The organism is Paenibacillus sp. 1_12, from assembly GCF_900114475.1.
Classification (GTDB): Bacteria; Bacillota; Bacilli; order Paenibacillales; family NBRC-103111; genus Paenibacillus_S.
Map to the genome: position 1 here is coordinate 558,994 of NZ_FOTE01000001.1, position 19,860 is coordinate 578,853.

Annotated in this window: 21 protein-coding genes; 6 read left to right on the forward strand and 15 right to left on the reverse strand. The window is 44.9% G+C overall.

Going from position 1 to position 19,860, the window contains the following annotated elements:
• Positions 1-134: 134 nt before the first annotated feature.
• Positions 135-506 carry a HesB/IscA family protein gene (locus BM210_RS02430; RefSeq protein WP_177237581.1) on the reverse strand — a complete coding sequence of 124 codons (372 nt, stop codon included), beginning with the start codon at positions 504-506 and terminating at the stop codon, positions 135-137.
• Positions 507-661: 155 nt separating this feature from the next.
• A complete protein-coding gene (locus tag BM210_RS02435) occupies positions 662-868 on the reverse strand; it encodes an aspartyl-phosphate phosphatase Spo0E family protein (protein WP_256223207.1) in 207 nt (68 codons plus the stop codon).
• Between the two features lie 242 nt (positions 869-1,110).
• Between BM210_RS02435 and mqnE the strand changes: the two genes are divergently transcribed.
• Together mqnE and BM210_RS02445 are read left to right on the forward strand one after the other, a co-directional pair.
• Positions 1,111-2,214 (forward strand): aminofutalosine synthase MqnE, encoded by a 1,104-nt coding sequence (mqnE, locus tag BM210_RS02440; RefSeq protein ID WP_091164080.1) that lies wholly within the window; start codon positions 1,111-1,113, stop codon positions 2,212-2,214.
• A gap of 80 nt (positions 2,215-2,294) precedes the next feature.
• Positions 2,295-3,356, forward strand: a complete 1,062-nt coding sequence (locus BM210_RS02445) for an NAD(P)/FAD-dependent oxidoreductase (protein ID WP_091164082.1) — start codon at positions 2,295-2,297, stop codon at positions 3,354-3,356.
• A 3-nt stretch (positions 3,357-3,359) separates the two neighbouring features.
• Here the strand turns inward: BM210_RS02445 and BM210_RS02450 are convergent, their stop codons facing one another.
• Positions 3,360-3,614, reverse strand: coding sequence for a YuzB family protein (locus tag BM210_RS02450; protein WP_091164083.1), 255 nt, complete (start codon positions 3,612-3,614; stop codon positions 3,360-3,362).
• A gap of 80 nt (positions 3,615-3,694) precedes the next feature.
• On the opposite strand from BM210_RS02450, the gene BM210_RS02455 reads away from it, so the two are divergent.
• Positions 3,695-3,940 (forward strand): NifU family protein, encoded by a 246-nt coding sequence (locus tag BM210_RS02455; protein WP_091164085.1) that lies wholly within the window; start codon positions 3,695-3,697, stop codon positions 3,938-3,940.
• Positions 3,941-4,084: 144 nt separating this feature from the next.
• Here the strand turns inward: BM210_RS02455 and BM210_RS02460 are convergent, their stop codons facing one another.
• From BM210_RS02460 to BM210_RS02475, 4 genes are all read right to left on the reverse strand, one after another.
• Complete coding sequence (locus tag BM210_RS02460) at positions 4,085-4,867, reverse strand: SDR family oxidoreductase (protein ID WP_091164086.1); 783 nt, start codon at positions 4,865-4,867, stop codon at positions 4,085-4,087.
• A gap of 90 nt (positions 4,868-4,957) precedes the next feature.
• Positions 4,958-5,683 carry a Cthe_2314 family HEPN domain-containing protein gene (locus tag BM210_RS02465; protein WP_091164088.1) on the reverse strand — a complete coding sequence of 242 codons (726 nt, stop codon included), beginning with the start codon at positions 5,681-5,683 and terminating at the stop codon, positions 4,958-4,960.
• Positions 5,684-5,990: 307 nt separating this feature from the next.
• Positions 5,991-6,917, reverse strand: coding sequence for a COX15/CtaA family protein (locus BM210_RS02470; protein WP_091164090.1), 927 nt, complete (start codon positions 6,915-6,917; stop codon positions 5,991-5,993).
• Between the two features lie 203 nt (positions 6,918-7,120).
• Entirely contained in the window at positions 7,121-7,465 is a 345-nt protein-coding gene (locus BM210_RS02475; RefSeq protein WP_091164092.1) for a thioredoxin family protein, read from the reverse strand.
• A gap of 177 nt (positions 7,466-7,642) precedes the next feature.
• On the opposite strand from BM210_RS02475, the gene BM210_RS02480 reads away from it, so the two are divergent.
• The gene (locus BM210_RS02480; RefSeq protein WP_091164093.1) at positions 7,643-8,485 is read left to right on the forward strand and encodes an SPFH domain-containing protein; all 843 of its coding nucleotides are present in this window, start codon (positions 7,643-7,645) and stop codon (positions 8,483-8,485) included.
• 11 nt (positions 8,486-8,496) lie between these two features.
• The gene (locus BM210_RS02485) at positions 8,497-8,700 is read left to right on the forward strand and encodes a type II toxin-antitoxin system antitoxin (RefSeq protein ID WP_091164095.1); all 204 of its coding nucleotides are present in this window, start codon (positions 8,497-8,499) and stop codon (positions 8,698-8,700) included.
• 107 nt (positions 8,701-8,807) lie between these two features.
• Here BM210_RS02485 and BM210_RS02490 read toward each other — a convergent pair whose 3' ends face one another.
• Together BM210_RS02490 and BM210_RS02495 are read right to left on the reverse strand one after the other, a co-directional pair.
• A complete protein-coding gene (locus BM210_RS02490; protein WP_091164097.1) occupies positions 8,808-10,388 on the reverse strand; it encodes a copper amine oxidase N-terminal domain-containing protein in 1,581 nt (526 codons plus the stop codon).
• Between the two features lie 80 nt (positions 10,389-10,468).
• The gene (locus tag BM210_RS02495) at positions 10,469-10,945 is read right to left on the reverse strand and encodes a MarR family winged helix-turn-helix transcriptional regulator (protein ID WP_091164098.1); all 477 of its coding nucleotides are present in this window, start codon (positions 10,943-10,945) and stop codon (positions 10,469-10,471) included.
• Positions 10,946-10,998: 53 nt separating this feature from the next.
• Here BM210_RS02495 and BM210_RS36155 point away from each other — a divergent pair, with 53 nt between their 5' ends.
• Positions 10,999-11,364: an ester cyclase gene (locus BM210_RS36155; protein WP_177237582.1), complete on the forward strand. Its 366-nt coding sequence runs from the start codon at positions 10,999-11,001 to the stop codon at positions 11,362-11,364.
• Here the strand turns inward: BM210_RS36155 and BM210_RS02505 are convergent.
• The 6 genes from BM210_RS02505 to BM210_RS02530 all read right to left on the reverse strand — a co-directional run bounded on the left by BM210_RS02505 (position 11,295) and on the right by BM210_RS02530 (position 19,847).
• Positions 11,295-12,446 (reverse strand): Gfo/Idh/MocA family protein, encoded by a 1,152-nt coding sequence (locus tag BM210_RS02505; protein ID WP_091164101.1) that lies wholly within the window; start codon positions 12,444-12,446, stop codon positions 11,295-11,297. The two genes, BM210_RS36155 and BM210_RS02505, sit on opposite strands and share 70 nt — an antisense overlap.
• A 284-nt stretch (positions 12,447-12,730) precedes the next feature.
• Positions 12,731-14,422, reverse strand: coding sequence for a putative polysaccharide biosynthesis protein (locus tag BM210_RS02510; RefSeq protein WP_091164102.1), 1,692 nt, complete (start codon positions 14,420-14,422; stop codon positions 12,731-12,733).
• A gap of 68 nt (positions 14,423-14,490) precedes the next feature.
• Positions 14,491-14,970 (reverse strand): DUF456 domain-containing protein, encoded by a 480-nt coding sequence (locus BM210_RS02515; RefSeq protein WP_091164104.1) that lies wholly within the window; start codon positions 14,968-14,970, stop codon positions 14,491-14,493.
• Between the two features lie 41 nt (positions 14,971-15,011).
• Positions 15,012-15,755 carry a Cof-type HAD-IIB family hydrolase gene (locus BM210_RS02520; RefSeq protein WP_091164106.1) on the reverse strand — a complete coding sequence of 248 codons (744 nt, stop codon included), beginning with the start codon at positions 15,753-15,755 and terminating at the stop codon, positions 15,012-15,014.
• Between the two features lie 19 nt (positions 15,756-15,774).
• Entirely contained in the window at positions 15,775-17,652 is a 1,878-nt protein-coding gene (gene asnB / locus BM210_RS02525; RefSeq protein WP_091164108.1) for an asparagine synthase (glutamine-hydrolyzing), read from the reverse strand.
• Positions 17,653-17,801: 149 nt separating this feature from the next.
• Positions 17,802-19,847 (reverse strand): peptidoglycan D,D-transpeptidase FtsI family protein, encoded by a 2,046-nt coding sequence (locus BM210_RS02530; RefSeq protein ID WP_091164109.1) that lies wholly within the window; start codon positions 19,845-19,847, stop codon positions 17,802-17,804.
• Positions 19,848-19,860 lie beyond the last annotated feature (13 nt).

Consider the following 19,860-nt stretch of genomic DNA (forward strand, 5'->3'; position numbering starts at 1 on the left):
ATTCCTTGCAATCCCGCCGCGCAGCCTTTGAATTAGTTAGTAACCGCATATAAATAAAAAAAGCCCCTGATCTTTGTGAATGCAGATGCATTCACACAAGGTCAAAGGGCTTTCAGTAGATGCTTCTATTCTTGTTACACTTCCACTTTATCATCACATGGTTCTGGTGTGCCTTCATAGTCAGCAGGCTTGAACGAAGATCCGCAGCCACATGAAGCTACTGCATTCGGATTATCGATGGTGAAGCCACCGCCCATGCCGCTGTCCTTGAAATCGATTTCCACGCCGTATAAATACTTGGCACTTTCACCGTCCACAACCACTTTCAATCCGTGCATTTCAAACACTTTATCATCACTGTTTTCTTTATCATCAAAGCCCATGCCGTAAGAATAGCCGCTGCAACCGCCTGACTTGACTCCAAGCCGCAGGAACAGATTTGGCGTTTCTTCGCTAGCCAGCATTTCTTTAATTTTATCGCTTGCGGTTTCGCTAATTTTTACCACGGTCATAACCTCCTAAGAGTTTTTTGAAGTAATTACTTCGAATGTACAACTGAGCTGGAAACAATAATCCACCCGAGTACATGCATATGCGTCACAGAATGCTTAAGCTTCGAAAAAAACTGGTTACATAAAGCCTCTGTTACCTCAGTATACTCTTAATATGAATACTCCTCAAGACCTTTCAGCTTCAACTGCTTGTCCAATTGATAATAGGAAAGCAGTAACAGATCCAATTGTCCACTGCATTGCTGCACGATCGGATGCATAAACCCATGTTCTTCTACAAGTTGAATCATCTGGGCTCTGATTCGTTCGATCTCTATGGAAATTCCCATTAATTCATTCGAGTATAGGGGCATCATTTATAAGCACCACCCTTTTAAATAGACTCATAGTTTTATAACATCCACGAAAAACAAACAACGTCTTAAAAATACATAATTCCTCTTTCTATTCCATTATAAGGGTTTTCAACCCTTTTTGTCGAACTGCGTATTGCCCCACTTGATGAGGTTGTTTATAATAGAGAGTATTGCTTACTCATTCGTGTCCTCATTCATATTGATTATAGTCGTTTCTACAAATACTTTTAGGAGGTGGCAACATGAGCATGATTATTAGTAATCCAGATCAGCGAATGGCTGAAATTGCCGAAAAAGTCAAGCATGGTGAAAGATTGTCGGCAGAGGATGGCTTGTTTTTGTACCAATCTGACGATTTATTATCCATTGGCCAATTAGCAAACGAAGTAAATCTTCGCAAGAATGGGAAAAAAGTGTATTTTATTGAAAACATGAGCCTTTATTTTACAAATGTATGTGAGGCTCACTGTGCTTTTTGTCATTTCCGTCGTGATGAAGGCGAAGAAGGTGCTTATACGTTAACACCTGAGGAAATGTTTGAATTCATTGATGAGCACTATCATCCTGGCATGCGTGAGTTCCACATTGCTCAAGGCCATAATCCGCATGTTAAATTTGAATATTACCTTGATGCAATACGCTCATTAAAGCAGCGTTATCCGAGCGTAACAATAAAAGCTCACACTGCGGCAGAAATCGAGTTTTATTCCCGTATCAGTGGGTTAAGCTATAAAGAGGTGCTTGAGGCTTTGATCGACGCTGGCTTAAGCACATTGACTGGCGGCGGTGCAGAAATATTATCCGAGCGATACCGTAAAAAGATGGGTGTCGGTAAAGCGACTACGGATCAATGGCTGGAAATTCAGCGTGTAGCCCATAGTATCGGTCTTAAGACACACGCGACCATGCTCTATGGCTCCATCGAAACATTGGAGGAACGCATTCAACACATGATTTATTTGCGCGAGCTTCAAGATGAAACTAATGGTTTTATGGTTTTCATTCCGAATTCCGTACAGCCTGCCAGTGTCAATGCCGGGATCAAACGCCGCGTAGCCGCCTTCGATGACTTGAAAACGATAGCGATCAGCCGTCTAATGCTCGATAATATTCAACATATCAAAGCTTATTTCATCAATCTCGGAACTCAGTTAACTCAGATTGCCCTTTCCTTTGGCGCGTCTGACGTACACGGAACCATTATCAAAGAAAAGATCAGTCATGCAGCAGGCGCCTTGTCACCGGAAGGATTAACACGAGATGAGCTGGTATGGCTTGTCCAGGGAGCAGGACGAATCGCTGTTGAGCGAGATACTTTTTATAACGAAATCAAAGTGTATGAATAACTGACACACCTGTACCCTATTGTGAACAAGCTGATTTTAAACGTTTATTATGAATGGCTGTATAAAGGAGTTTATCAATTATGAAAAAAATCGTTATTTTGGGTGGAGGCTATGGCGGACTGACGATCGTTAATCAGCTGCTTGAAAAAGATTTGCCGGCAGATACCGTGCTTGTGCTGATCGACCGTATGCCTTATCAGGGCTTAAAGACTGAATATTATGCTTTAGCTTCCGGAACGCTCTCCGATAAGGAGATCCGTGTCCAGTTTCCCGTAGACCCCCGTTTGATTCTGAAATATGGTGAGGTTCATTCGGTCGACCCTGTTCAGAAACTGGTTTTATTTGAAAATGATGAGCCCATGAGCTATGACACGCTGATCATCGGACTTGGCTGTGTGGATAAATATCATGAAATTCCTGGTGCTGAGCAATATTCGAACAGTATACAAACCTTATCAGGCACACGCAAAACCTATCAAAGGGTTAACGATACGAATCCCTATGGGCAGATCACGATTGTGGGCGGAGGCTTGAGTGGTGTGGAAATGGCGGCCGAGCTTCGTGAAAGCCGGCCGGACCTGAACATACGTATTTTGGATCGTGGATCGAGCATTTTATCTGCTTTTCCTGACAAGCTTCAGGAATTCGTTCGTGACTGGATGCTGTCTCATGAAATCGAGCTGATTCCTCATGTATCACTGTCGCGTCTGGAAGGCAACACCCTGTATAATCAGCAGGAATTGATTCAAACAGATGTAACGATCTGGACGGCTGGCATTCAACCGAGCCCCATTGTACAGCAGCTGCAGCTGCCCAAGGATAATCAAGGCCGGCTCATTATCAATGAATACCATCAAATTCATGATTATACGGATATTTATGTGGTTGGCGATTGTGCTTCATTGCCTTTTTCACCGAGTGGACAAGCGGCTGAAGCGCAAGGCGAGCAGATCGCGCAAGTCATTCGAGCTGGTTGGAAACAGCAGGAGCCCAAGCTTGGTCCTATCAAGCTGAAGGGAGTTCTCGGCTCTCTAGGTAAAAAATCCGGTTTTGGTGTTATGGGCAAGCGCCCAATTACCGGTCTTGTGCCGCGCGCGCTCAAAAGCGGTGTACTCTGGCTTTCCAAGCACCACTTTGGTTAAGTTTTATTCTCCCAACAGATCGAGCATTTCTTCGATCTGTTTTATTTGTTTTTCAATTTGCTGTTCAAGCTCCTCAGCATTTGCTGCTGCGACGATTTCTCCATTAACAAGGGCATATGGAAATGTATAGCATTCACCACAGTTGCCGAGACAGCCGTATTCAATTACGTCCAAATCCGGTCTTTCCTCAAGTCTTTTCATAACCAGCTCGGTACCACTATGCAAATTGCTGGTACAAAATTCAATTATTGCTCTCATGTTGTGAGTCACCTACCCGTTAGCCATTTTAATTTCATTGTGATTGTATTATAATATAGATAGAAAGGAGTTGACGTCAAATGACTGAACAAGCACAAAGCACCATGTACGATGAAGTACTGGAGGTTTTAGATAAGTTACGCCCGTTTTTGCAGCGCGATGGCGGCGACGTAGAACTAGTTGATGTGGAAGGCGGCATCATTAAACTAAAACTAATGGGAGCATGCGGAAGCTGCCCAAGCTCGACTATCACCTTGAAGGCCGGTATCGAACGTGCTCTACTTGAAGAAGTAGAAGGCGTTGTCGAGGTTGTACAAGTATTTTAATTGAGCTTTACGTCTTCATGTAAGACGAAGTAGGACCCGTTGAGCGGCAGAATAGCGATCGAACCTGATGGCTATTCTGACTCACGGGTCTTTTTTGTCATTTGCGGCGTGATGCTGTTTCAACTATCCGTTTAGGTAAAATTATTAATCCAGTTTGTGTATATTAGGACGAATGGGGTCTAGTCCTCCAGAAACATCCATAATGTTGCCAGTAATGAAATCGGAGCGTTCTTCACATAGATAGGCAATCACACGCGCAATATCCTCCCCCACGCCGGGACGTCCTCGTGGAGACTCAGGATCAATTTCATGCTCCACTTCTTTTATCAGCTTCTCCTTGTTGGCACCGTGAATATCGCCTGGACAGATCATATTAACCGTGATCCCAGAGGGCGCTTCCTCTACGGAGAGCGATTTGGTGAATGAGACAAGACCAACCTTAGCCGCGGCGTAAACAGCCCTGTGGGGCCATCCTCGAGCCTCTGAGGCGTGTCCGAATCCAAAGTGAATAATTCTCCCCCACTTCTTGCTGCGCATCATTGGAAGCACCAAATGATCAAGCTGCATGACACCGAGTAAATTCCCATTCATGATATATTGAATATCCTCTTGCTTGTATTCACTAAAGAACTTGCGTTCCCGTACAAAGGGACCTGCATTATTAATTAATATATCGATTCCGCCCAGCTCTTGTACTGCTGTTTCTGTCATATACTGCAAATCCTCAAACCGCGATACGTCGCCTTGAAGAGCCAAACAGCGTACACCTTTTGCTTGTATACGTTCGCATAAAGTATGCGCCTCAGCAGCGCTATGAACATAATTGATAATAATATCACAGCCGGAATCGGCGAGTCGCAGTGCTGTCATTTTGCCAAGTCCTTTGGCACTCCCTGTAATAAGCGCGACTTTCCGTTGTTCGATCATGTCCGAATGTCCTCTCCTCGCTTGCACATATATCACTAAAGTATAGAGGAACCTAATAGCTGTTTCAAGTTCAATGCAAAGTTCAAATTATCAGGCTTCATAACGCCCGGTTGACTCCGACAGCCTGCCAATATAATCAAACGTAGTACGGACAGCGATGTAAACCATTTCACATCCAGCAGCCAGGTCCTTCAGATGCTCAGATACATTTTCTGCCTTCATCCGCTCGTCATACAGCTGCTTGGCCTCGGCTGCTTGCAGCAAATCATCCAGCAGATCAGCGTTTATCGTATGAATTTCCATATTACGCTCGTTGCGCAGACGCTCCACAGGTTTTTTTGAGCTCTCTTTCAGCTCATAAAGCTTCTTTTCAAGTTCAATATACAGATGGTTTTGATGCATATTCCGCAGAACGGTAAAATAGGAAAAACGGGATTTGACCTCTTCGGTCTTGAGCCTGAAGCGTTCATTCATGAAGTGACCCAGCTTATCCAGAATGGCAAATATCCGGATGATCCCATTTCTGTAAAAATACAAATATCGACGATAATTAACCAGTTCTTCAGCACTCATGTCATCTATATAAGCTTTCTTAATGTGCTCTCCATAGCGGACTGCCGCATATTGACTTTGCTCCAGCTCATCAAGCGCGCTCAGAAAGCTGTTGCCCCATATGATATAGCGTCGATCCTGAGAGTTGCGCTTGTCAAAAGGGATCGTATGCAACAATGCCATATATTGTTGAATGGATTCATTCGCAGCGGCAATTAAACCTGTATCCTCACGCACCGGTTCGCCAAACATTGCTCTAAGCATATACTGAGCTCACTTCCCCTCTAAATTCCTAACATCGGCAATAATGTACAGCTGAGCGGTAATCAAGCAACATGCTTTATTGTACCTTGCCTGTACCGCATACGGTATGTCCCACAATATGATACCCATTAATGCAAACTTCTGTGTATGCCGTTGGCAGTCTTCGTACAGAACCTTACATCCGTCCGTCCACTTCTTGTTAATATAACGCTTCCAAAAAATATTGTGATTTCAAGAAGCCATCCGCTCTCTGACCCATTACGATCCATTTACAAGTCTTTGATAAAACAGCAGGCTTACGCAGCTATTAAGCTTTGTAAGCCTGTCCGGTTTTCTTAGCCAAGAAAGCAAGTACACATAAGTAGCACAATATCCCGAACAAAGCTGCGACCAGTACCGCATGCAGCAGGCTCGCGATCAGAAATATATCATACCCAATGGACAAGGTCACAAAAGCGCCGCTGAATATTTGTAACACCACGAGAATCAGCGCCCATTTGGCAGATTGATACATATTGTGCTCAGCACGCATCTGCGAGCGTATAGCAAGGAACAGCCATAACAGAAGAATGAACAACAGCACAGCTCCCAAACGATGGATAAATACGATTCGTGTCGGGCCTACCATATCAGGAATGATACTTCCGTTGCATAATGGCCATCCAATACATCCGCCAGAGGCTTGAGTATGCCGCACGAACGCACCGAGGTACACAACTGCGTAGCTGTAAAGGGTAATCAGGAATATGCCCCATCGGAGACCGGGCGTAAGCGAAACGTTCGAACCCGAAAGCATACTTCCAAAGCGGGTAAACACCAGAGAAAGCAACAGTGTAAAGGCAAAGGCCATCAAAGAAAATCCGAAATGCAGCGCCAATACCGACGAGGATTGCGGCCAAATGACAGCCAGAGCTCCCAGCACAGCCTGCAGTATTGTAAAAAACATCGCTCCTGACACGAATACCTTCGCATCTTTTCTTCGACACCAAACAAAAACAAGAATGGTCGCAATCAGCAAAATAATTCCTACTACTCCCACTACAAAACGATGGCTGTATTCGATAATCGACTCAATCGTATACGCTGGAACCAATTTACCATTGCACAGCGGCCAATCGTCCCCGCATCCACGGCCAGATTCCGTTTTTGTCACGAGCGCACCCATAACGAGAATCAAAAACATCCCGTACATGCTGGCAAATGAGAAGTACTTGAGCCATTTTTGTTGATTCATATGCTGATATCACCTACTTTTCTGAGCTTCGACAGGATACGTCAAGGACATGACAGGTCGTTCGCTCATGTATTATTATATCGATAAAAGGGCGGCAAATCCATGCGGAATTGTTACAAAGCATTGAAACTAAAAAGCCGATCGTTTCCAGGGAGTATTTCCCTGAAAGCTATCGGCTCTAATCGGTCATTAGAAACGTATTTTTATTTCTTGAGAGCGCTGGCCACTTCTACAGCACGGTCCAAAAACTGCTCGATTTCTTCTCTTGTTTTACGCAGCTTGCTTACAAAGCGGACAAGCTCCTGACCATTACGAAAAGCGATAAAGCTCGGAATGCCCAAAATATTGAGCTGTTCACATAAATCAGGTACCTCATCACGGTCCAATTGAATAAAATTCAATCTGTCTCCATATTGTTCTTCGATTGATGGCATAAAGGGCTCGATGTAGTGACAGTCCTTACACCAGGTTGTTTTAAATACTGCAATAGTTGGCTTGTCACCATCTATGATTTGTTGAAAAACTGACTCTGATTTCACTTGCTCCATAACATCCACCGCCTTCTGAATGAAAAGCTTTTATTAGTTATAGCATGATGCTTTTTCTATGTCAAGATTCGATCAGCTTGCAAAAAATTTGATTTATATTTTACATTAATTAGAATAAGTGATATCATTATAATATGAAATTGATATACAGCTAATTAACTTATAAGGAGTGATTATATGAAAGAGTATAAAGCTTGGGCGCAAAATGGGTTTCTTGGATTGCTGCTGCTTGTTATATTTGTCGGTCTTGGTATTGTATTGCTGATAAATACGTATACGGGGTTAGGTATTGCTTCACTTGTGCTTTCGGTAATACTCATGTCGAGCATGACCATTGTTCAACCTAATCAAGCTCTCGTCGTCACTTTTTTTGGCAAGTACGTTGGAACGATTCGTGATAACGGCATATGGCTGACCCTCCCCTTTTCCATGCGCAAGCAGGTTTCATTACGAGTTCGCAATTTTAACAGCATCAAGCTGAAGGTCAATGATATTGAAGGCAATCCTATTGAGATTGCTGCCGTTGTCGTGTTTCGTGTCGTGGACTCAGCCAAAGCGATGTACGATGTGGATAAATACGAGCAGTTTGTAGAAATACAAAGTGAAACTGCACTGCGTCACGTCGCTAGCAAATATCCGTATGATTTGTTTCATGACAGCGGTTTTTCGCTTCGCGGCAACTCCGAAGAAATCTCCAATGAGCTCGGACGAGAGCTGCAGGAACGGTTATCCTTGGCTGGTGTTGAAGTGATGGAAGCAAGGCTGACACATCTGGCATATTCGACTGAAATTGCAAGCGCCATGCTCCAGCGGCAGCAAGCTTCAGCCATCATCTCGGCGCGTTCCATGATTGTCGAAGGTGCGGTGGGCATGGTTCAGATGGCAATCGCCCAAATAGAGCAGGATGGCACGATCCACCTGGACGAGGAACGCAAAGCTGCTATGATCAATAATCTGCTGGTCGCGATTGTCTCCGACCGCTCTGCGAGTCCTATTATTAATACAAGCAGCTTGTACTAGAGGACTTGCTGATGGCTTCCAAAAAAAGCTTTGCCCTGCGTATAGATCCCAAGCTTTATGAGGCACTCGAACGTTGGGCTGATGACGAATTACGAAGTGTGAACGGGCATCTCGAGTTTTTGCTTCGTGAGGCGGCGGCCCGTGCGGGCAGACTACCCACTCCCAAGGCATCAACACGCCCTGAGAAGCTCGAGCCTCCTCGCCATGACGAATAGGAGTTATCTACGCTAACAAAGCAACAGCAAAAAGCCTGATCCGGCAGAATCGGGCTTTTTGCTGTTGCTTTGTATATCTCATCCATAGGGAGATTACGCTGTAACGACTATTCGCGACTAATGGTAACCATTTTCAGTTCTGAATTCCAGTTCACAGTAGCGCCTAAGTTTTCGGCGATAAAACGAACAGGTACAAAAGTTGTTCCATCCTTAAGCTCTGCTTCGACTTCCAGCGGCTTAATCAAGCCATTAACAATCGCTTGCTTGCTGCCAATATTCAGCTTGATCACAACGCCACTCAGGGGATCTGTCACAGTAACTTGCTGATTGGACGCATTCCAGTTCACTTCAGCATCCAGCTTCTCGACGACAAAGCGAGCAGGAACCATAATAACGCCATCACGATAAAAAGGTTTGGTCGTGTCGTCGAAACCGCTGTAATTATCCATCAACAGGTTTATATCTTTTTTGGTAATATGCAGATCGTATTTTAATAATTCATATAGTGATGATTTCGGGTCCAATGCGGCCAAGATCTGATTGGGCTTGCTTAAAGATGTAATTTCAGTCAGACCAGCGCTGGTATCAATTACAGCCGCTTTAACTGGTTTGTTAATATTCCACATTTGTGAAGTGGTCGTAAGCTTAATGGATTTTACTGCTGTCTTATTATCATCAGGTAATGTGAGCATGATCTCGTTTGTTGATCTACGCGGCATCAAGTCATTGTCAACAAACAGATCTGTTTTCACTGAAAAATTATCGCTCAGCAATACTTTCAACGAATCACCCGAACCTGGAAGAGAAAGTTCTCTGACATACGTATCATAGTATTCCACTATTTGTTTCACTTGACTAGTAATATAAGTGAATGCAAGCTCTACAGCCAATGTTTTATTATTTAGATAAGGGCTGATCATATCGTCGTAAGGGCTGCTTTCACCTTGATTCTCTTTGAGTGCCTGCTTCACAATCGGAACCAACAGATCATAGATCTGACCGAGCACTTCCTTCAAAGCTTTGTCGTCAGCCAGTAAATTTTTCAGTAACGATCTGGTAAGCTCCACCAGCTCGCTGCCTTTGAGCTCCACATGAATTTTTTTACCATTTAATCCTTCAGTACCTACCATTTCGCTGCCGCTCGAAACCGAGATTTTATTAGGATTCGGAAGAATTCCAGTGAAAAAAGATCCAATGGACGGATACCATTTATATGCATTTTGATACATTTGTTTCGTTAAATCCTGCATTTCTTTGGAAAGGCTCTGCTGTGCTTGCTGCATGGACCCGTTGTTATGTATAACAATTGGTTTCTTGGCACCTTCCACAAGAATGGTATAATCTTGATCCGTAACTGTCATTTGAAACGGAATTTTGCCCTTGTTGTATTCAAATATGCCCTTCATTGAAGCATGTGTAAAATCTTGCTGCTTGGCTTCTGTAATCGTCAATTTGATGTTGCTGAACAGTTCAAGGGCTTTCTTATCATCAGTGTTCATATTCGTTGCTAAGGGGTTCGGGGTAAGCTCCAACGCAATCGTTTGGGCACTTTCAGCAGATTGGATGCTAAACGAATTTTGCATAACTTTGTTTAAATCATATCCGTCTACAGACTGACATCCTGTCAGCATAATCAGCGCTGCCACCAGTAGTAGCGCGATCCAAGAGTGTGACTTTCTGTTTTTCATTCTGTACCTCCATCTTAAAATTTATAACGGCATCTCCTACTCATTCGACGTAGCCTGCGTAAACTCCTTTTCCAAATTTTTCACCAAACCGGACGAAGCCTCAGCGGATTGCTGTCATCGCTGATGGTATGAACCAAACGGCGTAAATCTGCTTTTAGCATATTCATTCTCTCCTCACCCACAATAGCCGCATATCGCTGCTCAATACTTATAAAGATCTCTTCAGTATTTCGGATGCAGGACCAACCTCGTTCTGTGAGTGTGACAAGCTTTCCCCTGCCATCTAGTGGATGCGGCTTTCGTTCGATATAATCATGCTGCTCCAGATATTCGATCATTTGACTGGCTGCCTGCTTGGTGACCCCCAGGTGTTCCGCTATTTCGTTTCCTGTAGCTCCCTTTACAGCAATTCTCTGAAACAAAAACCCATGAACAGGCCGTACGTCGTCAAAACCTTTTTTGGCCAATTGTCTGTGCAGATCATCAGTAATAGCACTGAACGACAGTCCAAGCAGAACTGTTAGTTCATAGCTACCGGATGGTTGATTTGTCGTCATATGTAGAGCCTCCCTAAATAGTCAATTAGATTGACAATAATTATATAATGATCATGCTCGGCACTCACCTGAGAGAATTTCGCGGAAGTGGACCGACCGGTCATCCAATCGAAGCCGCTGTTTATCGGGAATATTTCATCAAAGATAAACAAATCGCGGAGCACTGGGCTTTATTTGATACGGCAACGCTTTTGATGCAGATTGGAGCCCAGTTCAATTTCATGACTCCAACCGTTCCTCCCACTTCCCGGACACTATATGCTGAGTTGGCTGATAAGCGCCAAGGGAGTTGCCGCTATGGAAAAGAGTGGATTAATACCGATCCAGTGATCGAGAAGTCCAGAGTCCCTTATATACCATCTACTGATACCCACTGCCGGCTGCGATTTGATTTCTCGACTGCCTCCAGCACCATTTGATTCTGAAGCCCATCGGCAAAGCTTGGTTGCGGACATCGACCTGTGGCGATTCCGTTCAAAAACTCACGAATCAAACCCAAAAAGGTATGTTCATAGCCGATATTATGGCCAGGCGCCCAATAAACGTTGCCATAGGGATGCTCCGTTTCCGTGCAGGTGATGGTTCGAAAGCCCTGCAAACCAGGCTCATCATCCTTCAAGTACACTTCAAGAACATTCATGCTTTCCAAATCCCAGCGGATAGAGCCGCGTTCGCCATTGATTTCAAAACGATTGCCATTACGGTTACCTCCTGCAAAGCGAGTAGCCTCAAACGTCCCAATGGCACCATTCTTAAAGCGTGCAATAAATACGGAAGCATCATCCACGTCAACCTCGCCCATCTCCGTCATTTTCTCGGGGGCTTCCTGTTCTGGCAGCGGGCGGGCACCGATAAAGGTTTCCATCGTGCCGACTACCTCCTCAATGTCCCCAACAAGAAAACGCGCCAGGTCGATCATGTGAGATGCCAAATCTCCATGACTGCCAGACCCGCTCTCCTCACTGCGCATCCGCCATTCGAGAGGGCTATCAGGATCCATGAGCCAATCCTGCAAATAGAGGCCGCGAAAGTGGTAAATACGGCCGAGACGCCCTTCACGTATGAGCCTTTTGGCAAATTGCACAGCTGGAGAAAAACGATAATTGTGGCAAATCATATGGACCTTACCCGATTTAAGGGCGGCCTTTAGCATCAACTTAGCTTCATCTACATTAATCGCCAGCGGCTTTTCGCATAATACGTGCTTCCCCGCTTCCAACGCTGCTATCGCAATTTCTGCATGTGAATGGTTTGGGGTAACTATATCGATCGCATCAATATCATCTCGTTGAATTAAAGCTCGCCAATCGTTCTCATAGGAAGCCCAGCCCAATTTCTCCGCTGCTGCGTTAACCCCATCCTCATCCCTACCGGAAATTGCCTGCATTATAGGGACGGCCGGTAGATCGAAAAAAAACGGCAGGTCACGATATGCATGACTGTGTGCTTTCCCCATAAATTTATAACCAACCAATCCGATTCTTATTTGTTGATCACCCATATCAACCATCCCTTCCAAGAAGTCCATAATGTCTGTAACAAACTGGTCCGAGAAGCTCGCTACCTTATTAATTGTCCATTTTGGAACTTTTTGACTCAAGGGAAGCTACAATATGGAATAAAATGGATCAAAACTAGTCTTCCCAAAATCAACAGTATGAGGCTGCTCACCATTTTGGATAGCTGTCCATAATGAATCACACCTGTTCGTACAACAGCTCCCTCGTTCAATTTCGCAAAAGAAAAAGCACCGACGCGAGGTCAGTGCTTGAACTTGATCTATGTTTATTTTCCCGTTTGATTGCTGCCTTTATTCATTAGCTTGGGAGCTACCCGCCCCACAAGGCGTTGAATTGGACGCGGCATTTGGTGCAGATCAGATACACCAACTGTTTTGGTTAACATTAGCAGCACAGGGTATGCCCCAGCCGTAATTGCACACAATATCACCGCTTGAATAAAAGGAGCCAGACGAGGCTGACTAAAAGGACCGATTGACGAATGAACGACACTGCTTAATCCAATGCCAACGAGCACGATCAGTATTGTCGTTATTGCCACACCCAACCAACGGCGAGTACCCAAGACAAGAAATGAAACTTCTTTGCGGAGCACCCACAAATTGAGCACGGTCATGACTATAAAACAAAGACAAGTTGCCGCAATAATTCCATAAATACCAAGCCAAGGTGCAAGCGCGAAGCTAGCAATCAGCTTGATCGCAATACCAACAGCAACGTGCAGCACGAGCGGGCGCATTTTGCCCATCCCCATCAATACAGCACCAGAGGTTTGCATCACAATCTGAAAAATCGAGCTGATCGTTAATAAAATAATCATCGGTGCCGCATAGGTATCTACAATTGCCGAGTTCTTCATATTTCCGAAAATAAATCCATTAAGCGGCCCTGCAGCCAAGCAAATAACCAGCACCATCGGCAAGCCACTTAATATCGAAAGCTGCAGCACCTTACCGGTCTGTTGGCCAACCTGCTGCATATCCTTTTTGGAATATGCAGATGAAATAATAGGTACTACTGACTGACTAAGAGCTATTGCCAAAATGATAGGTATACCTGCAAGTGATTGCGCACGTCCGACCAGAACACCAAGTACTTCCTGTGCATTGGCTTCTCCAATCTGATCCTTTAAGAGCAGGGTCACAATCGAGGAGTCAATCGTATATACCAATGTAACGGTTAAGGAAAAGATCACAATAGGAATCGATAGCTTGAACAGCTGTGCGTATATTTTTTTGAAAGGAAGCGGACTTGAAGCTGTTTTTGCTTGCTGCGTCCATTCACCAGCTTGCTCAGAAGCTCCATAACCTTCCGATCGATCCTTGCGGTGAAGCTTAAGCGCGTAATAGATCATGACCGCTATAGCTGCCAAACTGCCGATTACTCCTCCGAATGAAGCACCCGCAACCGCCCATTCCAAACTATGTGCAAGTAATAAGTACGCCAATAAGACAGATGCCGCCACTCGGAAAATTTGCTCCACAATTTGCGATAAGCCATTGGGCATCATCATCCGTCTGCCTTGAAAATAGCCGCGCATTATTGCGATTAACGGAAACAGCAATAGAGCAGGCGCTAATGTCCGAATCGGCAGCGCCGCCTGCGGATTCAATATCATGTTAGCGTAATAAGGCGCAAAAACATAAAGGAATAGTGTCATCACGACTCCCGCCCCTACAGCGAACCATATAGCTGCACGATATATGCGTCCAGCTTCTGCATGAAGCCCAAGCTCCGTGCGCTCGGAGATCATTTTGCTGAGCGCACTTGGAATACCAGCTGTTGCTACAACCAGCAGCATCGAGTACAAATTAAAGGCGATTCCGTAGCTCGCCAGCCCAATATCACCCAATAAAGCTATAAGTGGAACTCTCTGAACAACTCCAAGCGCCCTTGCAACGAGCGCTGCTACTGTCAAGATGAGTGTCCCTTTAATTAGTGAATCCTTAGCCACAATATTCCCTACTCCCTGCCTAAATGCCTATATACTTAGCCATCCTCCGGAATCAAGTGTGAACTTATCCGTCATAGCACCCAAATAAAGAAGATCACAATCATTAACGTCTGCAATACCAATTTCACAACTACACTTGAAAGCAATCCGATCAATGCGCCAAGACCTGCCCGGAGCGCCTGTTTGGTTTCCGTACCTACGATGATTTCTCCAATAACAGCCCCAAGAAACGGCCCTATGATCAAGCCAGCGACCGGAATGACAAATGGCCCCAGAATCAAACCAATCGTACTTCCGATAACAGAAGCTTTGTTACCCCCAAACTTCTTCACCCCAAGCGCCCCGACTGCATAATCAGCGATAATCAAGGCCACAAAAATCGTGGACTGAATCACCCAAAACCATGCACCAAAAGGCTCAAAGCTGACCATCCAGCCATAAACGAAAAACGACGCATAAATCGCTATCGCTCCCGGAAAAATCGGATAAACCGCCCCGATCATCCCGATTATAAACAAAAGAATGACTATAATCCAAGCCGTTATGAGCATGAGCAAAAACCTCCTGAGAGTTACTTACTTCGTAAGCATTCTTAAGATAAAATATATTGCTCAATAATTCGCGCGACACCATGCTCCTCATTGCTCAGTGTAGTTACATCTGCCAGAGCTTTAACCTCATCCTGTGCATTGCCCATCGCTACGCCAAGTCCAGCTTCTCGAATCATCGAGATGTCATTCAAGCTGTCACCCATCGCAATGACCTGCGACATATCATAACCGAGCAATTCACATACCTGACGGACACCGCTAGCTTTGTTAACGCCAAGAGGATTCAGCTCCAGATTCGCCGGATGCGAATTTGTAATCTCAAGCGTTCCCCATGACTCCAGCTTAGTACGAATTGCCAGCAGACTGGCTGCATCCTCATAATAATAGCCAAACTTCAGCCACTGTCTGGAATCGACCTGCTCCACCCATCGCTCCTTATTAAAAATATCTCCGACCGCATAGGCCCAATACCAGGTATCATATTCAATCGCCAGCGCATGCATTTCTTTGATAAGCGCAGGATCCAGTATTGAACGGCTGTGCAGCTTGCCTGGAGCTGACCAGACCTCGCCTCCATTTACGGTAACAATCGGCGCTTCCAGTTGTAGCTCCTCAATGTAAGCTTCCACATTCTGAATCCCTCGTCCTGTTGCGAACATTACGGTGATACCGGCCCGCTCGGCGGCTTGGATGGCTGCAAGGTTTTCCGCGGAAACCTTTTTATCCTCATTTAGCAGTGTTCCATCCATATCCAAAGCAATAATCTTGTAATCTCCTTTTATCATCCCTTCAAATCCCCTCTCTCTACAAAGTTGCGGCTACTGAAGGCTTAGGCAGATCCTGCATGTACGTAACATGCCATAGAGCAAACATATAAACAGTCCACAAGCGTCTAGCGTAATCCCCTTGTCCATTCTGGTGCTTGGCTACCATTTGACGAATGGTACCCATGTTAATATAATCCTCAATGCCGCTGGCCTCAATCTGCTCCAGCATCACCTTGCCTTGATTTCCTTTCAGCCAATCACGCATTGGTACTGGAAAACCAAGCTTAGGACGGTTCAAAATAAAATCAGGAATGATTCCTTCCATCGCCTTGCGGAAAATATATTTGGTTGTGCCTTCAGCAATTCGATAACGTGCAGGTATTTTACGAGCTACCTCATAAAGCTCTACATCAAGAAAAGGAACCCGCAGCTCCAGCGAATGGGCCATCGTCATTTTGTCGGCTTTCATCAATATATCGCCCGGCAGCCACAAATTCATATCAATGTACTGCATACGTGTAACTGGATCCTGATGCCTTGTTTTGGCATAGTATTGTTCAGCAATCTGCCAAGGATTACGGTAGCTGCGCAGCATTTCCTGATCCATGCGCACGACCTCAGATTTCATATCTTCAGTGAAAATTTTCGCATTACCCAGAAATCTCTGTTCCAACGGTGTTGTACCCCGTAATATAAAGTTTCTCCCATACAAGCCGTGCGGCAGCATCCTTGCAACGCTATGCAGCATCCGCTTCAACCCCATAGGCAGACGGTCAATCGAACGCAGCGAATTGGGCTCATTATAAATTCGGTAGCCGCCGAACAGCTCGTCCGCACCTTCTCCGGATAAAACAACCGTAACCTGCTCCCGTGCCAGCTGCGCAACATGGTACAAAGCGATTGCCGATGGATCGGCTACCGGCTCATCTTGATGCCATACCGCTTTGGGAAGCACATCAAAAAAATCCTTCTGCGTAATAATTTTCGAAAAATGCTCGGTATCCAACGCATTTGCTGTCTGACGAGCGATCTCAGTCTCATTGTTGGCCCCTTCGAAACCTACGGAAAACGTGCGAATCGGCTCAATCGAACGCATATGGGTAGCAATGGCGGTAGAATCTATTCCGCTGGACAAGAAACAGCCTCGTTCAACATCACTTTGCATGTGATGAATAACGGAATCCTTTAAGCCCTCGCGAATCTGCTCGACATAATCCCCAAAAGGACGCTCTTCAGGCTCGAACATCGGATCCCAATAACGGCCAATCTGCATATCGCCATCATAACTAATTGAAATATAATGTCCCGGAGGTAGCTTTTGAATATCACTAAACATCGTATCCGGCTCCGGTACGTATTGAAAGGTCAAATAATTAAGTAGGCTCTCCGTACGTATAGACCGATCCATGCCATCCGCAGCCAGCAAGCTTTTAATTTCCGATCCAAACAAAAACTGTCTGCTATTTTTGAAATAATAAAAAGGCTTGATCCCAAAATGATCACGAGCACCAAACAGACGCTTTTTTTTGCGATCCCAAATGACAAATCCAAACATCCCACGAAGATGTTTTACACATTCCTCGCCATACTCCTCATACATATGGACAATAACCTCAGTATCACTATGTGTTTTAAACACATGCCCCTTCTCCTGAAGCGAGCTGCGTAAATATTTGTAATTATAAATCTCCCCGTTAAAAACAATCCATACGGTATCGTCCTCATTGGACAACGGCTGATGACCTTCCTTAAGGTCTATGACGGACAGACGGCGAAAGCCCAGTCCAATACGGTTCTCACCCCAAAACCCGAAATCGTTAGGTCCGCGGTGTACAATACAATCCGTCATCGCTTTCAGCATCGTTTGAGACGGTTCCCTATCTTCAAAATACATTGCTCCGGTAATCCCGCACATGTCTTCATTTCCTCCTCAAGTGTACAACAACAACGTTAAATATCATGCGATTTATTCGATATTTCAGTATAGCATATTCTTAGTAAAATCCGTAAGGCATACAAAAAGAACCCGTCTATAGCTGACAGGTTCCGTGTAAAAACTAACAGCTATGGTGCTTCAGCGGTACCCTTCGCGCCCTTGGGCACGCCGTCCAGACCATAATACTGATCGTAAGCATCAAAAATTTTACGTGCAATCGGAGCCGCGTTCCACGAACCAAAGCCGCCTTCAGGTACTACCACTGCTATCGCAAGCTTTGGATTCTCCACTGGAGCAAACGCTATGAACACGGCATTATCGATCAGTTTACCGCCAACGGATTGGGTTGAGGTTCCTGTCTTACGTGCATAAGGATAAGAAAATCCGTTGAAGCCTTGCACAGAAACCTTTTCCATCCCTTTAATTACCGAATCCCAATATGCTTTTGGAAATGTGGTTTCCTCCATGACGACAGGCTCTATCGTCTGCACCGGTTCTCCTTCATAGGTTTCTATTTTGTCAACAAACAACGGCTTCAGCTTCTTGCCCCTGCTCGCCAAGGTAGCCGCATATTGCGCCATTTGCATCGTTGTATACTTTTCATTCTGACCCCATGAGGCAAATACCATTCTGGATTGCATGGATTCATTCTCATTCGTTTTAAACTCGCTGATACCCGGGTTTTCTCTCGGCAATCCACTGCCGCTTGTCACACCCAAACCGAATTTGTTCAAATAGGACGCCCAAATATCCGCAGATTGAGTTCCATACTTTTGATGAAGCTTGTACCCGACCATTGCTGACATGAACGTATTAGAGGAATGCCAGATCGCATCAGATGCATTAATATATCCATAAGAAGCTCTGTCCGAATTCGTCAGCTTGGATTTATTATCCTTACCATACGTATATTCACCCGTATCGTTATAAAGCGTATCAACACCGAACAACCCTTCGTTCAATCCTATTAATACGGACAACGGCTTAATAATCGATCCTACATATACAATCGAGTTCGGATGGTTCTTGATCTCAGCAGGCGGATAATCCGGAAAGGCACTAGTGATCGTACCATTGTTGATAAAGGGCTGTATCCGATTGTACTCGCTAGTCGACACAGCCCCATTCCATATGTTGGGGTCATAGTCCGGCATACTTGCCATTGTAACTACCTTGCCTGTTTCCACTTCAATCGCAACCGCATAACCAGCTTTGGCATTTGGCGCATAGCCATACTGCGAGGCACGAGCGGCCGCTGATTTGGCAGCAGCAAGCTGATCGGTTATAGCCTGCTCGGCAACCTCCTGAACATTCTTGTTAATCGTTAAATATAAATTATTCCCTTTTTCTGGAGCCTTGACCGATACTTTGCCGATAATTTTTTGCGAGGCGTTCACTGGATACGTTTTTGATCCATTTTTACCGCGAAGCTCTTCTTGATACATAAGCTCGATACCGTCGTATCCGACATACTCGGTGTCCAAATAGCCTTTGGTATTGTCTTTATTCTTATAGAAGGCAAGTCCATTATTCGGCTCCCTTGCCGTCGAGAAAGGTCTCATATAACCGATCAGCTGTGCTGCAATCGGACCGTTGTCATAAGTACGAATACTTTCTTCCATAATCTCAAGCCATTTTAATTCATCTCGGTGTTCCAATATATAGGCGATCTCATCATTAGATAAGCCTGATTTGATGCGTCGGGGAACAAAAGAATAACTCGGCGCTGTCGTCGTGTTCTTGTCCAGATCGTAACCGACATCCATTTGCTTAATAATTTCTGATGCGCCCAGCAGGTTATTCGTTGATATTCCATGTTCCTTAAATATTTCCTCTAATTTACGTGCGAGCGTAATGACATCGTCTCTCTTTTGGTCCGATTCCATACGAAAATAAAGCGATTGGGTAGAGGAGGTAAAAGCGAGCGGCGCCCCTCCCCGATCATAAATATTACCACGAATGGGACCAATTGGCGTATCCATCTTGGTGTTATTCGCTTCTTCTGCCTTTAACTGACTACCTTCGACAAACTGCAGTACGGCAAGCCTGACTATCAAAATCGAAAACAAGAAAAACGTGCAGAAAAAGATCAGATTGACCCGTAATGTGTAGTGACTCCGCTTGGCCGATTCCTTCTGTTGGGGGTCATCATTAACTTTTTTATTGCCAAACATGCTTACAACTCCT

Bases quoted from the DNA above. Each gene is read 5' to 3' on its own strand.
- BM210_RS02435 (WP_256223207.1), bottom strand. From the start codon at position 868: ATGATGCCCCTATACTCGAATGAATTAATGGGAATTTCCATAGAGATC.
- mqnE (WP_091164080.1), top strand. From the start codon at position 1,111: ATGAGCATGATTATTAGTAATCCAGATCAGCGAATGGCTGAAATTGCC.
- BM210_RS02445 (WP_091164082.1), top strand. From the start codon at position 2,295: ATGAAAAAAATCGTTATTTTGGGTGGAGGCTATGGCGGACTGACGATC.
- BM210_RS02450 (WP_091164083.1), bottom strand. From the start codon at position 3,614: ATGAGAGCAATAATTGAATTTTGTACCAGCAATTTGCATAGTGGTACC.
- BM210_RS02455 (WP_091164085.1), top strand. From the start codon at position 3,695: ATGACTGAACAAGCACAAAGCACCATGTACGATGAAGTACTGGAGGTT.
- BM210_RS02460 (WP_091164086.1), bottom strand. From the start codon at position 4,867: ATGATCGAACAACGGAAAGTCGCGCTTATTACAGGGAGTGCCAAAGGA.
- BM210_RS02465 (WP_091164088.1), bottom strand. From the start codon at position 5,683: ATGCTTAGAGCAATGTTTGGCGAACCGGTGCGTGAGGATACAGGTTTA.
- BM210_RS02470 (WP_091164090.1), bottom strand. From the start codon at position 6,917: ATGAATCAACAAAAATGGCTCAAGTACTTCTCATTTGCCAGCATGTAC.
- BM210_RS02475 (WP_091164092.1), bottom strand. From the start codon at position 7,465: ATGGAGCAAGTGAAATCAGAGTCAGTTTTTCAACAAATCATAGATGGT.
- BM210_RS02480 (WP_091164093.1), top strand. From the start codon at position 7,643: ATGAAAGAGTATAAAGCTTGGGCGCAAAATGGGTTTCTTGGATTGCTG.
- BM210_RS02485 (WP_091164095.1), top strand. From the start codon at position 8,497: ATGGCTTCCAAAAAAAGCTTTGCCCTGCGTATAGATCCCAAGCTTTAT.
- BM210_RS02490 (WP_091164097.1), bottom strand. From the start codon at position 10,388: ATGAAAAACAGAAAGTCACACTCTTGGATCGCGCTACTACTGGTGGCA.
- BM210_RS02495 (WP_091164098.1), bottom strand. From the start codon at position 10,945: ATGACGACAAATCAACCATCCGGTAGCTATGAACTAACAGTTCTGCTT.
- BM210_RS36155 (WP_177237582.1), top strand. From the start codon at position 10,999: ATGCTCGGCACTCACCTGAGAGAATTTCGCGGAAGTGGACCGACCGGT.
- BM210_RS02505 (WP_091164101.1), bottom strand. From the start codon at position 12,446: ATGGGTGATCAACAAATAAGAATCGGATTGGTTGGTTATAAATTTATG.
- BM210_RS02515 (WP_091164104.1), bottom strand. From the start codon at position 14,970: ATGCTCATAACGGCTTGGATTATAGTCATTCTTTTGTTTATAATCGGG.
- BM210_RS02520 (WP_091164106.1), bottom strand. From the start codon at position 15,755: ATGATAAAAGGAGATTACAAGATTATTGCTTTGGATATGGATGGAACA.
- asnB (WP_091164108.1), bottom strand. From the start codon at position 17,652: ATGTGCGGGATTACCGGAGCAATGTATTTTGAAGATAGGGAACCGTCT.
- BM210_RS02530 (WP_091164109.1), bottom strand. From the start codon at position 19,847: ATGTTTGGCAATAAAAAAGTTAATGATGACCCCCAACAGAAGGAATCG.